The sequence below is a fragment of the Paraburkholderia nemoris genome (assembly GCF_905221015.1).
Lineage (GTDB): Bacteria > Pseudomonadota > Gammaproteobacteria > Burkholderiales > Burkholderiaceae > Paraburkholderia > Paraburkholderia nemoris.
Genome location: NZ_CAJNBO010000024.1, coordinates 84,395 through 105,116 on the forward strand (window position 1 = coordinate 84,395; position 20,722 = coordinate 105,116).

18 protein-coding genes are annotated in these 20,722 nt (G+C 62.1%); 12 read left to right on the forward strand and 6 right to left on the reverse strand.

Annotated features, from left to right (window positions below; translation table 11 throughout):
• Positions 1-2 precede the first annotated feature (2 nt).
• The 6 genes from KHO33_RS30660 (at position 3) to KHO33_RS30685 (ending at position 8,514) form a co-directional block, all read left to right on the forward strand.
• Positions 3-2,396 carry an aldehyde dehydrogenase family protein gene (locus KHO33_RS30660; RefSeq protein WP_200566560.1) on the forward strand — a complete coding sequence of 798 codons (2,394 nt, stop codon included), beginning with the start codon at positions 3-5 and terminating at the stop codon, positions 2,394-2,396.
• A gap of 177 nt (positions 2,397-2,573) precedes the next feature.
• Complete coding sequence (gene rbsK / locus KHO33_RS30665) at positions 2,574-3,539, forward strand: ribokinase (protein WP_200566559.1); 966 nt, start codon at positions 2,574-2,576, stop codon at positions 3,537-3,539.
• Positions 3,540-3,573: 34 nt separating this feature from the next.
• Positions 3,574-4,641, forward strand: a complete 1,068-nt coding sequence (locus tag KHO33_RS30670; RefSeq protein WP_200566558.1) for an ABC transporter permease — start codon at positions 3,574-3,576, stop codon at positions 4,639-4,641.
• Positions 4,642-4,778: 137 nt separating this feature from the next.
• Entirely contained in the window at positions 4,779-5,783 is a 1,005-nt protein-coding gene (locus KHO33_RS30675; RefSeq protein ID WP_093632922.1) for an autoinducer 2 ABC transporter substrate-binding protein, read from the forward strand.
• A 97-nt stretch (positions 5,784-5,880) separates the two neighbouring features.
• Complete coding sequence (locus tag KHO33_RS30680) at positions 5,881-7,437, forward strand: sugar ABC transporter ATP-binding protein (RefSeq protein ID WP_200566557.1); 1,557 nt, start codon at positions 5,881-5,883, stop codon at positions 7,435-7,437.
• 15 nt (positions 7,438-7,452) lie between these two features.
• Positions 7,453-8,514: an ABC transporter permease gene (locus KHO33_RS30685; protein ID WP_093632920.1), complete on the forward strand. Its 1,062-nt coding sequence runs from the start codon at positions 7,453-7,455 to the stop codon at positions 8,512-8,514.
• A gap of 64 nt (positions 8,515-8,578) precedes the next feature.
• Here the strand turns inward: KHO33_RS30685 and KHO33_RS30690 are convergent, their stop codons facing one another.
• Positions 8,579-9,304: a DeoR/GlpR family DNA-binding transcription regulator gene (locus KHO33_RS30690; protein WP_093632919.1), complete on the reverse strand. Its 726-nt coding sequence runs from the start codon at positions 9,302-9,304 to the stop codon at positions 8,579-8,581.
• 247 nt (positions 9,305-9,551) lie between these two features.
• Between KHO33_RS30690 and KHO33_RS30695 the strand changes: the two genes are divergently transcribed.
• From KHO33_RS30695 to KHO33_RS30710, 4 genes are all read left to right on the forward strand, one after another.
• Entirely contained in the window at positions 9,552-10,460 is a 909-nt protein-coding gene (locus tag KHO33_RS30695; protein ID WP_200566556.1) for a LysR family transcriptional regulator, read from the forward strand.
• Positions 10,461-10,615: 155 nt separating this feature from the next.
• Positions 10,616-11,959: an MFS transporter gene (locus KHO33_RS30700; RefSeq protein ID WP_200566555.1), complete on the forward strand. Its 1,344-nt coding sequence runs from the start codon at positions 10,616-10,618 to the stop codon at positions 11,957-11,959.
• Positions 11,952-13,274: a DUF1254 domain-containing protein gene (locus KHO33_RS30705; protein ID WP_200566554.1), complete on the forward strand. Its 1,323-nt coding sequence runs from the start codon at positions 11,952-11,954 to the stop codon at positions 13,272-13,274. The genes KHO33_RS30700 and KHO33_RS30705 overlap by 8 nt, the downstream gene beginning before the upstream one ends.
• 13 nt (positions 13,275-13,287) lie before the next feature.
• The gene (locus KHO33_RS30710; protein WP_200566553.1) at positions 13,288-14,643 is read left to right on the forward strand and encodes a DUF1254 domain-containing protein; all 1,356 of its coding nucleotides are present in this window, start codon (positions 13,288-13,290) and stop codon (positions 14,641-14,643) included.
• Positions 14,644-14,659: 16 nt separating this feature from the next.
• Here the strand turns inward: KHO33_RS30710 and KHO33_RS30715 are convergent, their stop codons facing one another.
• The 4 genes from KHO33_RS30715 to KHO33_RS30730 form a co-directional block, all read right to left on the reverse strand.
• Positions 14,660-15,271, reverse strand: coding sequence for a hypothetical protein (locus KHO33_RS30715; protein ID WP_200566614.1), 612 nt, complete (start codon positions 15,269-15,271; stop codon positions 14,660-14,662).
• Between the two features lie 389 nt (positions 15,272-15,660).
• A complete protein-coding gene (locus tag KHO33_RS30720) occupies positions 15,661-16,239 on the reverse strand; it encodes a YceI family protein (protein WP_200566552.1) in 579 nt (192 codons plus the stop codon).
• Positions 16,240-16,287: 48 nt separating this feature from the next.
• Positions 16,288-16,851, reverse strand: a complete 564-nt coding sequence (locus KHO33_RS30725) for a YceI family protein (protein ID WP_054038783.1) — start codon at positions 16,849-16,851, stop codon at positions 16,288-16,290.
• 105 nt (positions 16,852-16,956) lie between these two features.
• Positions 16,957-17,511 (reverse strand): cytochrome b, encoded by a 555-nt coding sequence (locus KHO33_RS30730; RefSeq protein ID WP_054038781.1) that lies wholly within the window; start codon positions 17,509-17,511, stop codon positions 16,957-16,959.
• Between the two features lie 225 nt (positions 17,512-17,736).
• Between KHO33_RS30730 and KHO33_RS30735 the strand changes: the two genes are divergently transcribed.
• Both KHO33_RS30735 and KHO33_RS30740 read left to right on the forward strand, forming a co-directional pair.
• Positions 17,737-18,765 carry a sensor domain-containing diguanylate cyclase gene (locus KHO33_RS30735; RefSeq protein WP_200566551.1) on the forward strand — a complete coding sequence of 343 codons (1,029 nt, stop codon included), beginning with the start codon at positions 17,737-17,739 and terminating at the stop codon, positions 18,763-18,765.
• A 126-nt stretch (positions 18,766-18,891) separates the two neighbouring features.
• Complete coding sequence (locus KHO33_RS30740; protein ID WP_200566550.1) at positions 18,892-20,142, forward strand: arsenic transporter; 1,251 nt, start codon at positions 18,892-18,894, stop codon at positions 20,140-20,142.
• A gap of 21 nt (positions 20,143-20,163) precedes the next feature.
• Here KHO33_RS30740 and KHO33_RS30745 read toward each other — a convergent pair whose 3' ends face one another.
• Positions 20,164-20,409: a hypothetical protein gene (locus KHO33_RS30745; RefSeq protein WP_200566549.1), complete on the reverse strand. Its 246-nt coding sequence runs from the start codon at positions 20,407-20,409 to the stop codon at positions 20,164-20,166.
• Between the last annotated feature and the right edge of the window lie 313 nt (positions 20,410-20,722).

The window sequence follows — 20,722 nt, forward strand, 5'->3', positions numbered from 1 at the left end:
CCATGAGCGTAGCCGAGTATTTTTCATCGATGGAGTACGGTCCCGCACCCGAGGACGATCAGCCCGCGCGCGCCTGGCTCGCGCAGCATGAGGCGAGCTTCGGGCATTTCATCGGCGGGGCGTGGCATGCGCCGGCCGCCGGTGAGCACTTCGTTTCGCATGCGCCTGCCACGGGCGGCCGGCTCGCTGAGATCGCCCAGGGCGATGCGGCCGACATCGACGCGGCGGTAGCGGCCGCGCGCGCCGCGCAACCGGGCTGGCTCGCGCTTGGCGGCGCCGGACGGGCGCGGCATCTGTATGCGCTCGCGCGCATGGTCCAGCGTCATAGCCGTCTCTTTGCCGTGCTCGAAGCGCTCGATAACGGCAAGCCGATTCGCGAGACACGCGATATCGACGTGCCGCTGGTCGCACGGCACTTCCTGCATCACGCGGGCTGGGCGCAGTTGCAGGAGAGCGAATTCGCCGATTACGCGCCACTTGGTGTCGTCGGACAGATCGTGCCGTGGAATTTTCCGCTGCTGATGGTCGCGTGGAAGATCGCACCGGCGATCGCAACGGGCAATTGCGTCGTGTTGAAGCCGGCCGAATACACGCCGCTCACCGCGTTGCTGTTCGCCGAACTTGCTCATCGGGCGGGTTTGCCGGCGGGCGTGCTGAACGTTGTCACGGGTGATGGCCGCACGGGTGCCGCGCTTGTCGAACATCCGCGGGTGGACAAGATTGCATTCACGGGTTCGACGGAAGTCGGGCGTCTGATTCGTGCGGCTACGGCCGGCACCGGTAAATCGCTGACGCTCGAACTCGGCGGCAAGTCGCCGTTCATCGTGTTCGACGACGCGGATCTCGACGGCGCCGTTGAAGGTGTGGTCGACGCGATCTGGTTCAACCAGGGGCAGGTCTGTTGTGCGGGCTCGCGACTGCTCGTGCAGGAGGGGATCGAAGCGCGCTTTATCGCGAAGCTGAAGCGCCGCATGGAAACGCTGCGCGTCGGCACGTCGCTCGATAAAAGTATCGATATCGGTGCGATCGTCGATCCGGTGCAGCTCGAACGTATCGAGTCGTTGGTGGAAACCGGCCGGCGCGAGGGCTGTGCGGTGTGGCAGTCGCCCGATACGACGATGCCCGCCGGCGGTTGCTTCTATCCGCCCACGCTCGTCACCGGTGTGGCCCCGGCTTCAACTCTAGCGCAGGAAGAAATCTTCGGACCGGTGCTGGTCACTATGAGCTTTCGCACGCCGGATGAGGCGATTGCGCTCGCCAACAATTCGCGCTACGGACTCGCCGCGAGCGTGTGGAGCGAAACCATCGGCCGCGCGCTTGATATCGCGCCGCGCCTCGCGTGCGGTGTCGTATGGATCAACGCGACCAATCTGTTCGATGCGGCGGTCGGCTTTGGCGGTTATCGCGAGTCGGGCTATGGTCGCGAAGGCGGCCGTGAGGGCATCTACGAATATCTGAAACCGCGTGCCTGGCTCAATCTTGCTGTCCGTCAGCCTGTGCGCGCTGAACAGACGGCAGGCGCAGGCGAGCGCGATCCGTTGTCGAACGTCACGTTGATCGACCGCACCGCGAAACTCTTTATCGGCGGCAAGCAGGTGCGTCCGGATAGCGGCTATTCGTTGCCGGTTCACGCACCGGACGGGACGTTGGTCGGTGAGGTGGGCGAGGGCAACCGCAAGGACATTCGCAACGCGGTCGAAGCGGCACGCGCGGCGCAGAAGTGGTCGCAGGCGAGTACACATAATCGTGCTCAGGTGCTGTTCTATCTCGCGGAGAACCTGGCCATTCGCGCGGACGAGTTCGCGAGGCAACTCGTGATCAGAAACGGCGCGACGGAAAGCGCAGCGCATGCGGAAGTCGAGGCGGCGGTAGCACGTCTCTTCACTTACGCGGCGTGGGCCGACAAGTTCGACGGCGCCGTGCATACGCCGCCGCTGCGCGGCGTCGCGCTGGCAATGCACGAGCCGCTCGGCGTGATCGGCATTGCCTGCCCTGACGAAGCACCGTTGCTCGGTTTCGTCTCGCTGGCGGCGCCCGCGCTGGCCATGGGCAATCGTGTGGTGGTGTTGCCGAGCGCGGCGAGTCCGCTCACGGTGACCGATTTTTATCAGGTGGCGGAAACGTCGGATGTACCGGCCGGTGTGCTGAACATCGTCACGGGCGAACGTGGCGCGCTGCTGCCGGCGCTCGCCAAGCACGATGACGTCGATGCTGTCTGGTGTTTCGGCAACGCGGCGGATTCGACGCTGGTCGAACGCGAGTCGATCGGCAATCTGAAGCGTACGTTTGTCGACCACGGCCGCCAGTTCGACTGGTTCGACCGCTCGAGCGAAGGCCGGCCGTTTCTGCGTCAGGCCGTGCAGGTGAAGAACATCTGGATACCGTACGGAGACTGAATGAAAGTCGGCGCTTTGAAAGTCGGCGCTTACGCCTGAACACCACGCACGCCAACCAGAAAATGGAGGAGACAACGTGCTGAAGCATCTGGATCTGCAATTGAACACCGCGGTGCTGCGCGCAATACATGCCCCGCACGCAGGCCTCACGATCAACGCGCCTCAAGGGGAACGCGAATGAACACGTCTTTGCAACGAAACGGGCGTGTCGTCATTCTCGGCATCTACGTCACCGACCTGACGTTCCGCGCCGGACGTATGCCACTGATCGGCGAGACGATTGCCGGTACGGCGTTCGCGATGGGGCCGGGCGGCAAGGGCTCGAATCAGGCGGTGGCGGCGGCGCGCGCCGGCGCCGAGGTGATGTTCTGCACGCGCATCGGTAACGACGCGTTCGGCGAGATTGCGCGCGCCACATGGGCCGCTGAAGGCATCACGGCACGCGCCTCGGTGGTCGAGGGCGTGTCCACGGGCGCCGCGCATATCTTCGTCGACGACAACACCGGCATGAACGCGATCATCGTCGCCTCCGGCGCGGCCGGCACGATGGAGGCAGCCGACGTCGACGCGATCGAAGCCGACATCGCCGCCGCGCGTGTATTTGTCACGCAGCTCGAACAGCCGCTTGCTGCCGCGCGTCGCGGGCTGGAAGTGGCGCGCCGCCACGGCGTCATTACCGTGTTCAATCCGGCGCCCGCGTTGCCGCTCGACGACGATATCTTTCCGTTGTGCGACTACATCACCCCGAATGAAACCGAGGCCACTGCGCTCACCGGCGTGCCGATCGCGAATGCCGACGACGCGCGCCGTGCCGCCGACGTGCTGCTTGCCAAAGGTGTCGGCGCGGTGATCGTCACGCTCGGGGAAGGCGGCGCGCTGCTGCACTCGGCAAGCCAATCGATACTCGTGCCGGCCTATCACTGCGGCCGCGTGGTGGAGACCGCCGGCGCCGGTGACGGCTTCACGGGCGGTTTCGCGGCGGCCCTCGCACGCGGCGACGACGCCGTCTCGGCGCTGCGTTTCGGCTGCGCGCTTGCGGGCATTTCCGTCACGCGTCCAGGCACGGCGCCTTCCATGCCGACGCTCGACGAAGTGAACCGCGTGTTGAGCCAGCCGGCCGAGGCCGCCTCGCCGCTGTCCTGACCGTTCGCGAAGACTGAAGGAGATCGTGCTCACCATGAAGTCCTCGTTTACCGCTGGAAAAATGTTCGGCGACCGGCAATTGAATTTTCTGCTGATCGTCAACGTAGTCGTCGTGTTGGTCGCGACGTGGCTTTCGCATGGGCAATTCGTCGACATCGACAACCTGCAGTCGATGGGCGGGCAGTTGCCCGAACTCGGCCTGCTCGCGCTCGGCATCATGTTGTCGATGGTGTCGGGTAATGGCGGGATCGATCTGTCGGGCGTCGGGCTCGCGAATCTGTCCGGGATGGTTGCGGCGCTCGTTGTGCCGCGCTTCGTTAGCGGCGACGATTCGCCGGTGCTCTACACGTCGCTCTTCTGCGTGATCGTGGTGGCGATGGGGCTGCTCGGCGGCCTCCTGAACGGCGTGGTGATTGCGCGCCTCCGGCTCACGCCGATTCTCTGCACGCTCGGCACGCAGTTGCTGTTCACGGGCTTTGCCGTGGTGCTCAGCAACGGCGCCTCCGTGCATGTCGACTATGTCGACCCCTTGTCGAATATCGGCAACGGTACCGTGTTTCAGGTGCCGATCGCGTTCTGCATCTTTATCGCGGCCGTTGTCGTGCTCGGCTGGTTGCTCAGACGCAGCCCGTTCGGCTTGCGTCTCTATCTGATGGGCACCAATCCCAAAGCGGCGTTCTATGCGGGTATTCCGCGCGCGCGAATGCTGATCACGACCTATGCGATGTGCGGCGTGCTGGCGTCGCTCGCGGGGCTGATCAGCGCGACCCATACGTCTAGTGCGAAATGGGACTACGGCAACTCCTATCTGCTGATCGCCATTCTGATCGCGGTGATGGGTGGCGTGAATCCCGCCGGTGGCCACGGCCGCATCATCTGCGTGTTCTTTGCCGCGACCGTGCTGCAGTTTCTCTCGAGTCTGTTCAATCTGCTGGGCGTATCGCAGTTTTTTGGCGATTGCGCGTGGGGATTTTTGTTGTTGCTGTCGCTCGCGTTTGCAGGCGGCGAGCGGGTGCGGGCGATCTTCGGTTTTGGCGGCGGCGGTGGTGGCGGGAGTGCTAGTTCTAGTGCAGCAAGTTCTGGCGCAGCGCCGAAACGTTAGCGCGCCGAACAGCTTTAAAAGGCGCAACCCAGGTTTCAAATCCAGGTTTCAGTACGCGGCGGACAACGAGCCCTGACTGTCCGTGATGGTGAAGTAGGGCGACATCGAACTACATCGAAGGATAAAGGAGACATCGCATGAAATTGACTCGACTGGGTGCCGCGCTCGCAGCAGGCGCTCTTACCGTAGGCGTGATCGCCGCTGCCCAGGCTGCAACCAACGAGACGATCGTCACGGTCGTCAAGGTGACCGGTATCAACTGGTTCAACCGGATGGACGACGGCGTCAAGCAATTCGCGAAGGACAACCCTGGCGTGAACGCGTATCAGACCGGCCCGGGCCGCGCGGATGCGGCACAGCAACTGAAGATCATCGAAGACCTGATCGCCAAGAAGGTCACGGCGATTGCCGTGGTGCCCTACGATCCGCCGACGCTCGAACCGGCGCTGAAGAAGGCGATGGATCGCGGCATCAAGGTGGTGACCCATGAGGCCGACAACGCGAAGAACACAATGGTCGACATCGAAGCCTTCGACAACACCGCCTACGGCGCCGGCCTGAACGAGCGTCTCGCCTCGTGCATGCACGACGACGGCAAGTGGGTGGCGCTGGTCGGTTCGCTCGGCAGCCGCTCGCAGGTGCAATGGGCCGACGGCGGCATCGGCAACGCCAAGGCCAAATATCCGAAGATGGATCTGGTCGAGCCGAAACTCGAAACCAACAACGACGGCGAGCGCGCCTATGAAGTCGCGAAGGAAGTGCTGCGCAAGCATCCGGACCTGAAGGGCTTCCAGGGCTCGTCCTCGCTCGACGTGATCGGCATCGGCCGTGCGGTGGAAGAAGCCGGCATGCAGGGCAAGATCTGCGTCTACGGTACGGGCCTGCCGACGGAAGCCGGCAAATTCCTCGAGAGCGGCGCGATCAACGGCATTGCGTTCTGGGATCCGAAGCTCGCGGGTATCGCGATGAACAAGGTCGCGCAGATGCTGATCGACGGCAAGACAGTTGAGAACGGCGCCGATCTCGGCATTCCGGGCTACACCAAAGTCACCGTTGCGAAGGGGCCGGGCAAAGGGATCATCGTGCGCGGCCAGGGTTGGGTGAACGTCGACAAATCGAACTACAAGCAGTATCCGTTCTGATCGAGCTTTTTCTGCTTTATGTGTCACGGCGTCCCCTTCGGGGGACTTCCTTCAAGGCGTGCCCGTGTGGACACGCCTTAACTTGCGACTCGCCATCATGAATCAAGACGTATCGTCTTCGCAGCCGCAGTCCGATACCTTGCAGCCGTTTCTGCAGGTGGTCGGCGTGCACAAGCGTTTCACCGGCGTACATGCCTTGCGCGGCGTGAGCCTGTCGTTCGAGCGTGGTCAGATCTATCACCTGCTCGGCGAGAACGGCTGCGGCAAGAGCACGCTGATCAAGATCATCTCCGGTGCGCAGCCGCCCGACGAAGGCGAACTCGTGATCGAAGGCGTCCGGCACGCACGGCTGTCCGCATTGGAATCGCTGGCCGCAGGAATCGAAACGGTCTATCAGGATCTCTCGCTGCTGCCCAACATGAACGTGGCGGAGAACGTCGCGCTTACCGCCGAACTGGCCACGCACGAAGGCCGGCTTGCGCGTACGTTCGACCGGCGCGCACTCGCGCGCACGGCGGCGCGTGCGCTGGAATCGGTCGGCCTGCCCGGCGACGCCGAGTTTCAGGCGACCTTGATCGAGCAATTGCCGCTCGCCACGCGCCAGCTCGTTGCCATTGCTCGAGCGATTGCCAGCGAGGCAAAGTTCGTCATCATGGACGAGCCCACCACGTCGCTCACGCAGAAAGAAGTCGACAACCTGATCGCCGTGCTCGCGAACCTGCGCGCGCAGGGCGTGACGGTGCTGTTCGTGAGCCACAAGCTCGACGAGTGTTATGCGATCGGTGGCGAAGTCATCGTGCTGCGCGATGGCCAGAAGATGGCGCAAGGACCGATCGCGCACTTCACCAAAGCGCAGATCAGCGAACTGATGACGGGACGCCATCTGACGAACGAGCGTTATCGTGAAGGCACGTTGGGCCAGGATGTCGTGCTCGACGTGCGCGGCTTCACGCGTGCGGGTCAGTTCAGTGACGTGTCGTTTACGCTGCATCGTGGCGAGATACTCGGCGTCACCGGTTTGCTCGACTCGGGGCGCAACGAACTCGCGCGCGCACTCGCGGGCGTTGCGGCGGCGCAAGCGGGGCAGGTGGTGCTCGACGGCAAGGCGATTTCGTTGCGCACGCCTTCGGATGCGAAACATCATCGCATTGGCTATGTGCCAGAAGACCGCCTGAACGAAGGGCTATTTCTCGACAAGTCGATTCGCGACAACGTGATCACCGCGATGATCTCCAGCCTGCGGGACCGCTTCGGCCAGATCGATCGCACGCGCGCGCAGGCGCTCGCGGAACAGACGGTGAAGGATTTGCAGATCGCCACGCCCGGTGTCGACAAACCCGTGCAGTCGCTCTCGGGCGGCAACCAGCAGCGCGTGCTGATCGGCCGCTGGCTCGCCATCGATCCGCGCGTGCTGATTCTGCATGGACCGACTGTCGGCGTCGACGTCGGCTCGAAAGACATCATCTATCGCATCATGCAGCGCCTGTCGCAAAGCGGCATCGGCATCATTCTGATCAGCGACGACCTGCCCGAGTTGCTGCAGAACTGCGATCGCATCCTGATGATGAAGAAGGGGCGTGTGGCCAGCGAATATCAGGCCGACACGCTGAGCGAAGCTGACCTGTATCACGCGCTGCTTTCGGAAGCCGCATAAAGGACGCCGATACCCATGAACTCGCGGATCCCTTCGCGCATGAACGAGACCATGACCACCCCGACCGTTGTCGAAGTCGCACCCGAGGTCAAGCCGCCCACTTTGCGGGCCAGGCTTTCGCGCAACCCCGAATGGTTCACGGTCGCGTTGATCGCGGCGACGTGCCTGATTGTCGGCGCGATCAATCCGCGCTTCTTTCAACTGGCGACGCTGTTCGATCTGCTGCATTCGGCCACCACGATGTCCCTTTTCGCGCTGGGCACGCTTGTCGTGCTGGCGTCCGGCGGCATCGACGTCTCGTTCACGGCAATCGCCGCGCTGACGATGTACGGCATCACCAAAGCGGTGTTTGCCTGGTGGCCGGACGCGCCGTTCGCGTTGATCCTGATCACCGGCGCGTTGGGCGGCGTGCTGCTCGGTCTCATCAATGGGCTGCTGGTGCATCGTTTGAAGGCGCCTTCGCTGATCGTCACGATCGGCACGCAGTATCTGTATCGCGGCCTGCTGTTGACGTTTATCGGCACGACGTTCTTTATGAACATTCCGCACAGCATGGATCACTTCGGCCGGATTCCGCTGTTTTTCTATCACACCAACGAAGGCCTGCGCGCGGTGTTGCCTGTTTCGGTGCTGGCGCTGGTGGCGGCCGCCGGTGTCACGTGGTGGCTGTTGAACCGGACCATGATGGGACGCGGTGTCTATGCAATGGGCGGCAGCCTCGCGATTGCCGAGCGGCTCGGCTATAACCTGCGCGCGATCCATCTGTTCGTGTTCGGCTATACCGGCATGCTCGCCGGCATAGCGGGCATTCTGCATGTATCGAACAACCGGCTCGCGAATCCGTTCGATCTGGTGGGCTCGGAACTCGATGTGATCGCCGCGGTGATTCTGGGCGGCGCGCGTATTACGGGGGGGACGGGTACGGTGGCCGGCACCTTGCTCGGTGTGGTGCTGGTCACGCTGATCAATAGCGTGCTGATTCTGGTGGGTGTGCCGAGCACCTGGCAGAAGGTGATCATTGGCGCGTTCATTCTGATCGCCGGGACGCTGTTCGCATTGCAGCGCAAAAACGGATAACCGAAGGCCGGTCACGCCGGCTGACAGACAAGCGCAAGCGCGCGACAGTGCGCGGCTGGCGCATTCATTTACGCTTGCGGTGCTCCTGGCCTTTCTCGGTGATGATGGAATCGAAGTCGTCGATTTGCGAGAAGCGCACCGCCTTGACGACGCCGAACTTGCTCTGGTCCACGACCAGATGCCGTTCGACGGCGCTTGCCATGGCCGCCTGCTTGAGCGCCACTTCGTGAAAGTTCCAGCACGTCACGCCGCGCGCGTTATCCACACCGCCCGCAGAAATGAACGCCTTGTTGATGCCCATGCGGCGCAGCATCTCCAGACTCTCTTCGCCCGCAAACGAATCTGACGAGGGCACATAGACGCCGCCCAGCAGAATCATCCGCACATTCGGCTTGCGCCGCAAAATCTCCGCCACATTCAGCGAATAACAGACCACGGTGACGTGACGTTCGAGCGGAATCAGGCGCGCAAGCGTGGTGAGCGTGGTGCCGCAATCGATGAAGATCGTTTCATGGTCGACGACAAGTTTCGCCGCCAGCGCGGAGGCTTCCGCCTTGGCCTGCGCGAAATGATCCTTCTCTTCTTCGAGCGAATAGCCGGCGTTGTTCGGTACGTCGGTCGCGCTGACGATGTAGCCGCCGAGATACGTGAATCGTTCCGGACTGCCTGCGATATCGCGCCGGACAGTCATCTCCGATACGTCCAGCAGGCTGGCGGCGTCGCGCAGGCGCATCACGTTCTGCTTGGCCAGCGCATCGGCGAGGGCGCGGAGGCGGTCGGGTTTCAGCATGGAGGTCCTGTCGCGCAGTGTGGGGCGCAGTGTAGAGGCGCGTTATGTTTTGTTCGCGTTGATGAGAGAATTATAACAAGAGGTCGTCTGCGCGGCGAGCCTGTTTGAGCGTCGGTTTGAGCTTCTAATACGGTGCGTGTTGCGAAAAACGGGGTCTGCCGCCGTGCCGAACTATGTGACACTCCGATGCATCGTCACGCCGCACCTGAACGAACGCGGCCGAAATCCAACTATTCCTCCCGATCTCATGAATCTTCGCCAACTCGAACACGTGGTCGCGCTCGCGGAAGAGGGCAGCTTTGCGCGAGCCGCCGTGCGCGTTCATCTGAGTCAGCCGGCGCTGAGCCGAAGTATTCAGGCCATCGAAGAGCATCTCGACATGGTGCTGTTTGACCGCAGCACCCGCGAAGTACGCATCACGCCCGCCGGTCAGACGGTCGTGCAGCGCGCGCGGAAGGTCCTGTTCGAAGCGCGCTGCCTGTTGCGCGACGTGGATCTATTGAAAAGCCACGATCTCGGTTCGGTGAACTTCGGCTCCGGGCCTTATCCGGCCGCGATGCTGTTGCCTGCGGCGCTGGACGAACTCGCGCAAAGCCATCCGAATCTGCGCATCAACGCCACCGTCGACAACTGGAAGAATCTGCTGGAGTTACTCCACGCGGAGCAACTGGATTTTCTGATCGTCGACATTCGCGGCGTGCCGTCGAGCAGCAAGCTCGAGACCGTTGCATTGCCTAGGCACCGGGCGGCCTGGTTCGTTCGCGAGGGTCACCCACTGACCGGGCACGATCCGATCGAGGTACAGCAACTGTCAGGTTATCCCATCATATCGGTCCCGCTGCCGGAGGCGATGCGCGAGTCGCTGCGCAAGTGGCTGCGTTTTCCGCCCAAACAGGAAATGGAGTTTCATCTGACCTGCAACGACGTCAACGTGCTGCGCGAGTACGCCCGCAAAACGGACGCGCTGCTGCTGCTCACCGAGCAGACGGGTTGGGAACGGGGGCGCTCGGCCGGTCTGGTGGCGCTGTCGGTGCCATCCCGGTCGCATCTGTGGCTGCAGTTCGCAATCGTCCATCTGGCTGGACGTACGCTGTCGCCGGCCGCCGAGCAGGCGATCATGGCCATCAAGCGTGCGGCAGCGGTGAAACCTGCGTGAACGCGGCACCCGGTCGGATAAATGTTGAAAACACATTAATTCGATGAAAACTATGCAATTGCCTTATTGATCAAGGCATCGTTCAATGTCTTCGACGCGGCAACGAGGTCGCCTTCAGCTTGAGGGCGACGTCCCGGATAGCCGTGACTGGAGACATGATGCAACTCTCGACGCGCGACATCCGTCACCGGTGGGTCGTGGTGACTGGCCTGTTTTTTTTCCTGGCGATCAACTTTGCCGATAAGGCGCTGATGGGGCTTGCAGCCGAGCCGATCATGCGCGAACTCGGCCTGACGCATACCCAGTTCGGGCGTATCGCCGCCAGCTTTTTCCTGCTGTTTTCGCTTTCGTCCCTGCTGGTCGGGCTGTTGTCGGATCGCGTGAAAACCCGCTGGCTGCTGCTGGCCATGGCCGTCGTCTGGTCCGTGTCGCAAGCGCCGCTGCTCCTTGCCGCGGTGCCCACCACGCTTGTGATGTCGCGAATCCTGCTCGGCGCGAGTGAAGGCCCGGCTTATCCCGTCGCGATTCACTCGCTCTACAAATGGTTTCCGGACGCGGAGCGGACCTTGCCGACCGCGCTGCTGACCATCGGTGCGGCGTTCGGGGCCGGGTTCATCGCGCCCGTCATTACCGCAATCATTGTGAATTTTGGCTGGCGTGCGGCCTTCCTGGCCCTCGCGGTGGTGGGTCTCGTCTGGAGCGCCGTCTGGCTTGCTATCGGTCGTGAAGGACCGCTCGAATCGGCCGGCGATCGTGCGCCCGGCGCCCTGGTCGCGGAAGCGGCGTCGCTGGAGGAAAAGATCCCGCTACGCGCACTGCTGCTATCGCGCACGTGCCTTGGCTGCAATCTGTCCGGCTTTGCGGCGTACGTCGTGCTCGCGCTCTCGACGATCTGGCTGCCCAGTTATCTGGTCAGGGTAGCGGGCTATTCACTGATGCAAGTGGGATGGATTGTTGTATTGCCCGCGTTCGGCCAGATGGTGATGGCGCCGCTACTCGGCTGGTGGTCGCAACGCTTGATGAGGCGCGGCATTGCCAGCCGTCATGCACGGGGCACGCTGGGTGCGGCGGCCGTCGTGGTGTCGGGTGGCGCACTTCTTCTGATGCCGGCATTGCCGCCTGGTGCGGCGCTGATCGCCGCCGTGACGGTCGGTTTCTCGCTCGCTTCGTTTGCCTTCACGACGGGTGTCGCATTGGCGGGCGAGGTGGTGCCCGCCCGTCAGCGCGGGGGCGTGCTCGGCATCAATATCTGCCTGACCACCCTGGCGGGACTCATTACGCCGGCTGTCATGGGCCAGATCATCGACATGGCCGGCGACGCGCTCACGGGCTATCGCCTGGGCATCGCACTGGCCGGCGGCTTCGCCGTGGTCGCGGGCATCGCGTCGGCTTGTCTGGTCGACCCGGCCGGAGACAGGCGGCGCTTTGCGAGTCTGGCATCGACCCGCGTGCAGATCGGCGCGATCCCGACCACTTTTGTACGGAACACTCATGAATAGCAATGTGATAGAGGCACGCGAGGCAATTTCGACGCAGGACGACGACCCCAGGGTGGCATTCGTCAGGATGGCCGCAGCGCCCGTTGCCATATACGGATATCCGCTTGTCGAGGTGATACGCACGTGTGCAATGCACACATCGCCCGGCTCGACGAGTTCGCTGCGTGCGCCGTTCAATTCGATCCACGCCAGCATGCGCCGCTGGACACATCAGGATCGCGACATCGTTACGCCGGCGAACGACTTTCTGTATCTGAACGCGTGGATCGATCTCAGCGACGGTCCGGTCGTGCTCGACATTCCCGCGGTGGACGAGGACCGATACTACGTCATCGAGTTGCTCGATGCGTTCACCAACAATTTCGTCAATTTGAGTCCGCTTAACGCGGGCTCTTCCGGCAAACGCTACGTGCTGCATCGCGAGGGCGAGGCGGCACCCGCGAGCCTGAACGCGGAGCCGATTGCTTGCCCGACGCCCCTCGTGTGGATGCTGGGGCGCGTGCTTGTCAAGGGCGACAATGACCTGCCTGAAGCGCAGCAGGCAGCGTCAGGATTTGCTCTCAGCGGGCGTGACGCAAGGGGATTCGCCTGCGTGCGAGACTGGCGCGTGAGCGCAGAACCCGCGCTCGATTTCTTCCAGAACCTGTTCAATGCGCTTCGGGATGTGTCACCACGCCCTGACGAAACCGCCTTGTTTGGCCTCCTTGCGCGCGCCGACCTGTGCCCCGGCAAGTCGATCGATGTTGAGACGCTTTCACCCTTCGTGCGACGTGGTTTGCAACTCGCCTATGAAGACGCTCACCGGCTGATCACCGTTCATACCGAAAGCCGTGGGCGGCGCAGTTGGGGTTACAACCTGAAGCTCGGCCGCTATGGCAGCGACTATCTGCTGCGCGCCTGCACGGCCATGAAGGGACTTGGCGCGCTCAGCGCGACTGAAGCCGTCTACGCCGTAGCCGATTTTGATGGCGCGGGCGAGCACCTGAACGGGCGCCATCGCTACGAGTTGTATTTCCCGCCGGGCGGCCTGCCGCCGGTGCACGCGTTATGGTCGATCTCGCTTTACGGCGCGGATCGCTTCTTCGTCGAGAATCCGCTCGCGCGTCACGCGATTGGCGACCGAACCGAGGGCCTGCGCTACGAAGCGGACGGCGGCCTGCGCATTCTCATTCAGCACGACGCGCCACCGGTTGAAGCGAACTGGCTTCCCGCTCCCTCGGCGCAGTTCTATCTGATCCTGCGACTCTATCAACCTGCGGCGGCGTTCCTTGAAAACCGCTACGAGATTCCGGCTGTCCGCAATCTGAACGGCTAACTGAAACTAACCTATGTCTACGCTCGATACCCACGCTCAAGCCACGGCCGCAGAAAATCCGGACCTCGCCGCCGCCGCGCGTGCAGCCGTGCTCTTCACGCTGCCGCTTTACGAAATGTCGCGCATGCGATCCGCAACCTCGGCGCGGCGCGATAGCGCGGGTCACTTTGCCGGCGGCTCGCCGGAATCGACCTGCCGATGGGCCAATCAATGGGTTCACACGCGAGAACCGCTGGGTCCCCGGAATCGGGAAGTGGTCACGCCGAATAACGACACCCTTTACTCGAGCACCTGGCTCGATCTTGCTCATGGCCCGTTGCTGCTGGATGTGCCATCCATGCCGGGGCGTTATTTCGTGCTGGGTCTGCTGGATTTCTATACCAACCCGTTTGGCTACGTTGGCACCCGCACCACCGGAAACGACGGTGGGGTATTTCTGCTGCACGGTCCCGATTGGGACGGCACGGTGCCGGACGGCGTAGAGGCGATTGCCTGCCCGACGGACAGCACGTGGCTGATCGGACGCATTCTGGTGGATGGCGCGGACGATGTCGCGCAAGTGGTTGCACTGCAGGATCGGCTGACATTGCGGCCACTGCCGGGTTCCGGCGCGAGGGTGCCCAGCCTGATCGATGCGGGTATGCAACCGCGTGACAGGCCAGGGGACCCTACGTTTTTCGTGCGCGTGGTGAATCGTGCGCTGGCGGAATGCCCTCCGCCTGCTGAAGCCGAGGACGATCTCGCGTGCTTCGCCATCTGCGGCATCGGCCCGGGTCTCGATGCTAACGCGTTGAGTCGTCAACAACACGATGCGATCGAAAAGGCGCTGGCAGAAGCGTTGGATGAATTGAGCGGGGCGTTGCCGTCCGCGCTGGGAGGCGGGTGGGCGCTGCCTGTCGCTGTGAGGGATTCGTTCGGTACCCGGTATCGCGAACGGGCGCAGGTTGCGCTCAACTATATCGGCGCGCTTGGGATCGAAGAAGCGATGTATATCATCGCCGATCGCGACGCCGCGAACGCGCCGCTCGACGGACGCATGCAATACCTGCTTCACTTCCTGCCGGAGGCACTGCCTCAAACGGACGCGTTCTGGTCAATCACGATGTACGACAAGACGACGCGAATGCTCGTCGACAATCCGCTTCAGCGCTATTCGATTGGTGACCGCACGCGGGGACTGCACTATGACAGCGACGGAGGTTTGCGCATCGCTATTTCCGCGGATGAGCCTGTGGACCCCGCGCTGCGCAGCAACTGGCTACCCGCGCCGCCTTCAGGGTTCTATCTGGCATTGCGTCTCTACGTGCCGCGAGCCCCGCATCTTTCGCTTACCTTCGCCTATCCGCCTATCCGCCTATCCGCCTGTTGAGCGACAGTAAAGGAAGTCAGAACCGGTAGCTCACACCAATCTGCACCACCGGATACAGCTTGTAGCGCTCGACCTTGTTGCTGATGTTCTGTTCTTCCTGGTCGATGTTTGCCTGCGTGGTGAGTTGCGAGTAGATCGCCGGCACGTTGTACGTCGTGCGCGGGCGGCCGTAGGCCACGCCGAGATCGAAGGTCAGGCCGAAACCCTTCGAAACCGGCTTGTGACCGTAACCGATGCCGAGATAGGGCATCACGCGCGGCAGTGTGATGGTGGTTGACGGCGCGGGGCCCACGGCCGGCACGAATTCGTCGCCGATCTTGTAGTTGCCTTGCGCGTTCGGCACCGCCTGGCCCGTCAGTTCGTCGTCGTTGATCAGGGCGCCGGCCGTCAGGCGAAAACCGCTCGATGCAAACGGAAACAGATCGAGATACAAGCCGCCTTGCAGCAGCTTGAGATGGCCGTCGTAATCATTGCCGCTGACGTTGAACGAATGCGAGAAGCCGAGTCCTTCGAATTCCGCATGCACGCCGGCCCACGAGTTCAACGGCAGCGCCGCGCCAATACCTGCGCCGAGCGTGCCGCCGTGCACATAAACTTCCTGTGCCTGTACCGATCCTGCGACCACCATCGCCACTGCCGCGACCAGAGCCGCATTTTTCACCTGATTCACCGCGCCGTCTCCAGTAAAGAGTCATTCCCGTGCTGGCGACTTTAAGGTTTAACCTGGTGGTTCAAATCGACGAAAAGCGGGCAGTTATGGCGACTCCTCGCGCTCAAGTTTTTGCGCGTGGAGAAACCGGAAGATATGACGCGTAAGGCTTGCCAAACAGGTGATTAAACTCGGCCTATTGATCAGACGAGTCCTGCTTTTAAGGGCTATTCGGTGGGGTGGGGAATTGTTCAGATGAATCGACGGTCGGCCTGACGGTGACGTCGCGACGTCGTGACGTCGTGATTTTCGAATGGGCAGGCGGGGAGTTGCTCCACCGCCTGCCGCAAGCTACAGGGGAGTAGCGATTACTGCTTGATGCCTTCAGCTTGAATATGCAGCGTGGTCTGCATCTTGAAGCCATAGGTCTTGCCGAAGTCGACGCCGAAATCGTCGCGATTGAACGTCGCGGTGGATTCGGTGCCGCACACTTCACGCTTGAGCATCGGGTTCATGATGCACTTGAACGATTCGATCTTCAGGTTGACCGGCTTGGTCACGCCGTGCAGGGTCAGCGTGCCGATCACTTCCACGGGCTTGTCGCCGTCGAAGCGGATCTGCGTGCCCTTGTAGGTCGCCGTCGGGTACTTGGCTGCGTCGAAGAACTTGTCCGTGACGAGTTCAGCGTCGAGCTTGTCGTTACCGATATCCACCGAGCTCATGTCGATCGTCACGTCGACCGTGCCGGTCTTCGCCGCGCGATCCAGCACCACGGTGCCGCTGCTCTTCTTGAACTTGCCGCGCCAGATCGAGAGGCCGCCGAAGTGGTCGGTCTCGAAGCTCGGGTAGGTGTGCTGCGGGTCGAGTTGATACGTATCGGCGGCCATTGCGTTAAACGACATGGCTGCGGCCAGCGCGCCTGCGGCGAGCAAAAGTTGTTTCTTCAAGTGATTCTCCAGGTTTCAGAAAGTGCTGTGACGCTTAGGTGTGTTCCGTTACTTCTTCGAAGCAACGATATGAAATTTGATGACGACTTCGTCGGCGACCACCGACGTGTCTTTCCATTCGCCCGTCCCGACATCGAACTGCGAACGCTTGATCGGCAGTGAGCCGTCGAAGGTCTGCGTATTGCCCTGGCTCGCGATGGTGACCGGCACCACGACAGTCTGCGATTTGCCCTTGATGGTGAGCTTGCCGGTGATCTTGTACTGATTGCCGCCGGCCGGCGCGATCGCGCTGGAGACGAACGTCGCGGCCGGATAGGTCGCGCTATCGAACCATTCCTTGCCCTGGGCCTGCTTGTTGTAGTCGTCCGCGCCGAGGTCGTAGCTGCCGGTGTCGATCGACACATTGGCGCTGCCGGCGGTCGGTTTGGCCGGATCGAAATTCAGCTGCGCCGAGAATTTTTTGAATTTGCCGTCCACCGGCACGTTCATCTGCTTCGTCGTGGCGACGACGGTACTTTTGCTGACGTCGACATCGGCGTGCGCGAGGCCTGCGCCGAAGAGTGAGAGGGCGGCAACGCCGGCCAGAATAGAGTGATAAAAGTTTGATTTCATAGTGGTACGCATCCTATCGAACCCACGCGCGCTGATTGCGCACCGTTGGGAATTAGATTGCCAACTGGCTGTAGCCAATCGTCTGTTACGCGTGAGTCGCGTGAGTCACTTGAGGAACGGGATCATCCGCGCGAGTAATCCGTCGCGGTCGACAAATTGATGCTTGAGCGCCGCGAGTACGTGCATCGCAACCAGCGCCAGCAGCGTGTAATTGAGCAGCACATGGACCGTGCGCAGGATTGCCTTGAGCGCCTGATCCGGGCCGATGAAGGTGGGCAGCGGCACGATGCCGAGGTACACCACCTGGATGCCCGCCGCCGAGCTATAGAAGTAGCCGGACAGCGGAATGGCCAGCATCAGAACGTAGAGCAGGCCGTGCACGAGATGGGCCGCAGCCTTCTGCCATGCGGGCGTAGCGCTATCCAGCGCCGGCGCGCGGTGAGTGGCGCGCCACAGCACGCGCGCCACGGCCAGCACGAAGACCGTTACGCCAATCCACTTGTGCCATGAGAAGTACTTCAGCTTGGTGGGCGTGAAGCCAGGGATATCGGTCATGATCCAGCCGATATAGAACCCGCAGACAATCAGCAATGCGATTAGCCAGTGCAGGGCAACGGCGGTGCCGCTGTAGTGCTTGACGTCTGAAGGACGGAGATTCATCGGTTCATGCTCACAATTCGTAGTGCGTGTCGCGTGCGGTATGCCGCGTGTAAATGCGGATAGTAGGGATGCCAATGAAAGTTGAATAGACCAGGAGAAGAGAACAGATTGTTCTAGCGGTGACGCTAATGGGGGTGGAATAAAGCCAGGCGGCGGTCTGATTTGACTAAAAGGTCACGGCATTGTGTTAATTTGCCGGCTCAACCGCTATAAAAGGTTCGACCCATGAAGAGCACTGAAAAGAACAGCGCCGCACTTGGCGCGGATTTCCTGCGGCACGACACGGCGGCGGCCGGGGGCGGTGTCGAAGGCGGCGTGGAAGGTTACCTGGAGCATGACGCCGCCGTCTACCGGACCTTGCTTGAATCGACGAGAGCGATCCCCTGGAAGATCGATTGGGCGACGATGGAGTTCGCCTATATTGGCCCGCAGATCGAAGCCTTGCTTGGCTGGGCGCCGTCGAGTTGGAAAACCGTGCAGGACTGGGCTGCCCGCATGCATCCGGAGGACCGCGACAAGGTCGTGGAGTTCTGCGTCGCGCAGTCGAAGGCGGGCACCGATCACGAAGCGGACTATCGGGCGTTGACGAGCGGTGGCGAATACGTCTGGCTGCGCGACGTCGTGCATGTGGTGCGTGACGGACGCGGCGAGGTGGAGTCGCTGGTCGGCTTTATGTTCGACATTAGCGAGCGCAAAAAGACTGAAGAGAAGGTGGCGGCGTTGCAGCGGGAACTCGAAGCGCTGTCGTTCAAGGACGGTTTGACAGGCGTGGGCAACCGCCGCGAGTTCGACGCTGTTCTGCAGCGGGAATGGAGCGCGGCACAGCGCCATGGCGCGCCGCTGTCGCTAGTCATGGCCGATATCGATTTCTTCAAGTCGTACAACGATTACTACGGACACGTGCAAGGGGATGCGTGCCTGAAGCAGATCGCCACGGTGTTGAGCGAGGCGGTGCGGCCGGGGGATTTCGTCGGCCGGTTCGGTGGGGAAGAGTTCGTGCTGATCTTGCCGAATACCGGGGCCGAGGCCGCGCGGCAGGTGGTCGAACGTTGCCGTGACCGGACCTCCGCCGCGGAGATCGCGCATGAGAGGTCGCCATTCCGGCAGACCGTCACCGCCAGTTTCGGTGCGGGAACGGTGATTCCTTCGGCATCGGATGATGCCGTTGCCTTTGTGAACCTCGTGGATACGCAGTTGTACCACGCCAAAGATAACGGACGGGATTGCATTGCCGCGGTGAACCGGGTGGGATAGCGAGGCAAGGAAGGCGGTAGTGCGTGGCACGCAGTTTGCACCCCGGCCGCCTGCAGCGTTCCGCTTATCGGTTATGCTGCGCTCCCATTCCGCGCTCGCGCACAATCAGAATCCAGGATCTACTTGGTGAATTCAGTCTTCCTGTCTTGGGGTATCGCCATAGCCGCCACGGCCGGCGTCATCACCCGCCCGTTCAAATGGCCCGAGGCCGTGTGGGCCGTCGCCGGCGCGCTATTACTCGTATCGCTGGGCCTGCTTCCCGTCGATCTGGCCGTCGAGGCCGTCGGCAAAGGCACGGACGTCTACCTCTTCCTGTTCGGCATGATGCTGCTTTCGGAAGTCGGGCGCCGCGAAGGTCTGTTCGACTGGGTCGCCGTGTTCGCGGTCAACCATGCCAAAGGCTCGCCGAGAAAGCTGTTTCTGCTGGTCTATCTGGTCGGCGTGGTCATCACCGCTTTCCTTTCCAATGACGCTACGGCGGTTGTGCTCACGCCTGCGGTTTTTGCCGCCGCCAAAAAAGCGAAGACGCCGCCGCTGCCCTTGCTCTTCATCTGCGCGTTCATTGCAAATGCCGCGAGCTTCGTGTTGCCGATCTCGAATCCGGCCAACATCGTGCTGTACGGCAATCACACGCCCGCGCTCGGCGCCTGGCTGATGCGCTTCACGCTGCCTTCGCTGCTGTCAATCGTCGCGACCTATGTGCTGTTGCGCTGGACCCAGCGCGACGCGCTCGCCGGCACCTGCGAAGCCGATCTCGAGCCGCTCGAATTGTCGTCGAGCGGGCGCGTTGCGCTTGCCGGTATCGCGGTGACGGCTGTTGTGTTGTTGACGGTGTCCGCCTTCGATGTGCCGCTCGGCCTGCCCACCGCGATACTCGGCGCGCTGACCGCCGCGGTCGTGCTGATCCAGGAGCGCAAATCGCCGCTGCCGATGATCAGGGAGATATCGTGGAGCGTGCTGCCGCTGGTCGCCGCGTTGTTCGTGCTGGTCGAAATGCTCGATCACACTGGCGTCATCAGGACATTCGTCCATCTGCTGCAAGATGCGACGCAACACAATGAAGCCACGACGGCCGGCTGGGCGGGCAGCGTCATTGCGATCGGCAGCAATCTGATGAACAACCTGCCGGCGGGTCTGATCGCCAGTTCGACCGTGATGCAGGCGCATAGTCCCGAGCGTGTGATCGACGCGTTGCTGATCGGCGTCGATCTGGGTCCGAACCTGTCGATTACCGGTTCGCTCGCGACGATCCTCTGGCTCAACGCAATTCGCCGCGAAGGCGAAGACGTGAGCTTCATGAAGTTTTTCAAAGTGGGCGTGGTGGTGATGCTGCCCGCTCTTGCGCTGGCGCTCGCCGCGCGGATCCTGATCGGTTAGGGGTAGGTTAAGGGCAACGCGTCACCGTCGAGTGCCCGTCGCTCGCATGGGCGGCTCGGGCGCCAGCGTTTGCGCGGACTGCTCGAGCGAGCGCAGGGCGGCTTCGAGCCGTGCGAGGCGGGCGCGCTGAGTGGGCATCAGCAATGTCTTGGGAAACCTGCTCAGCCGATTGGCCCAATACGACAGGGGAATGCGATCGTTGGTGGAAATCTTCCCAAAGACGAATTCCAGATGGGCGATTTCTTTGTCTATGTCGTGATAGCTCATCTAACTAACGTTCCAGAAGAAGAGGTGGACGGGCAATAAAGCGCGTGCGAGCCGGACGCCGCGAGCTGGACGGATAGGTCCAACGGATGGGCGCGCCTGACGGTGGTAGAGAATGCAGCAAGCGCCGTACCGCACCTCCACAATGCCGAGCTAACATCGAGCTTTCAAACGCCGGACATTTGTCTGATGGTTCGGCGCCGCCCAATCAGGGAGGCCTCTTGATAAAACTGGTGTTGCTCCTGTTTTAATCCACACATTTCGTCGCGCGACCGCCAAAAAAGCGAGTTCATCCCGCCTTTCCGCCTGTAAGAAT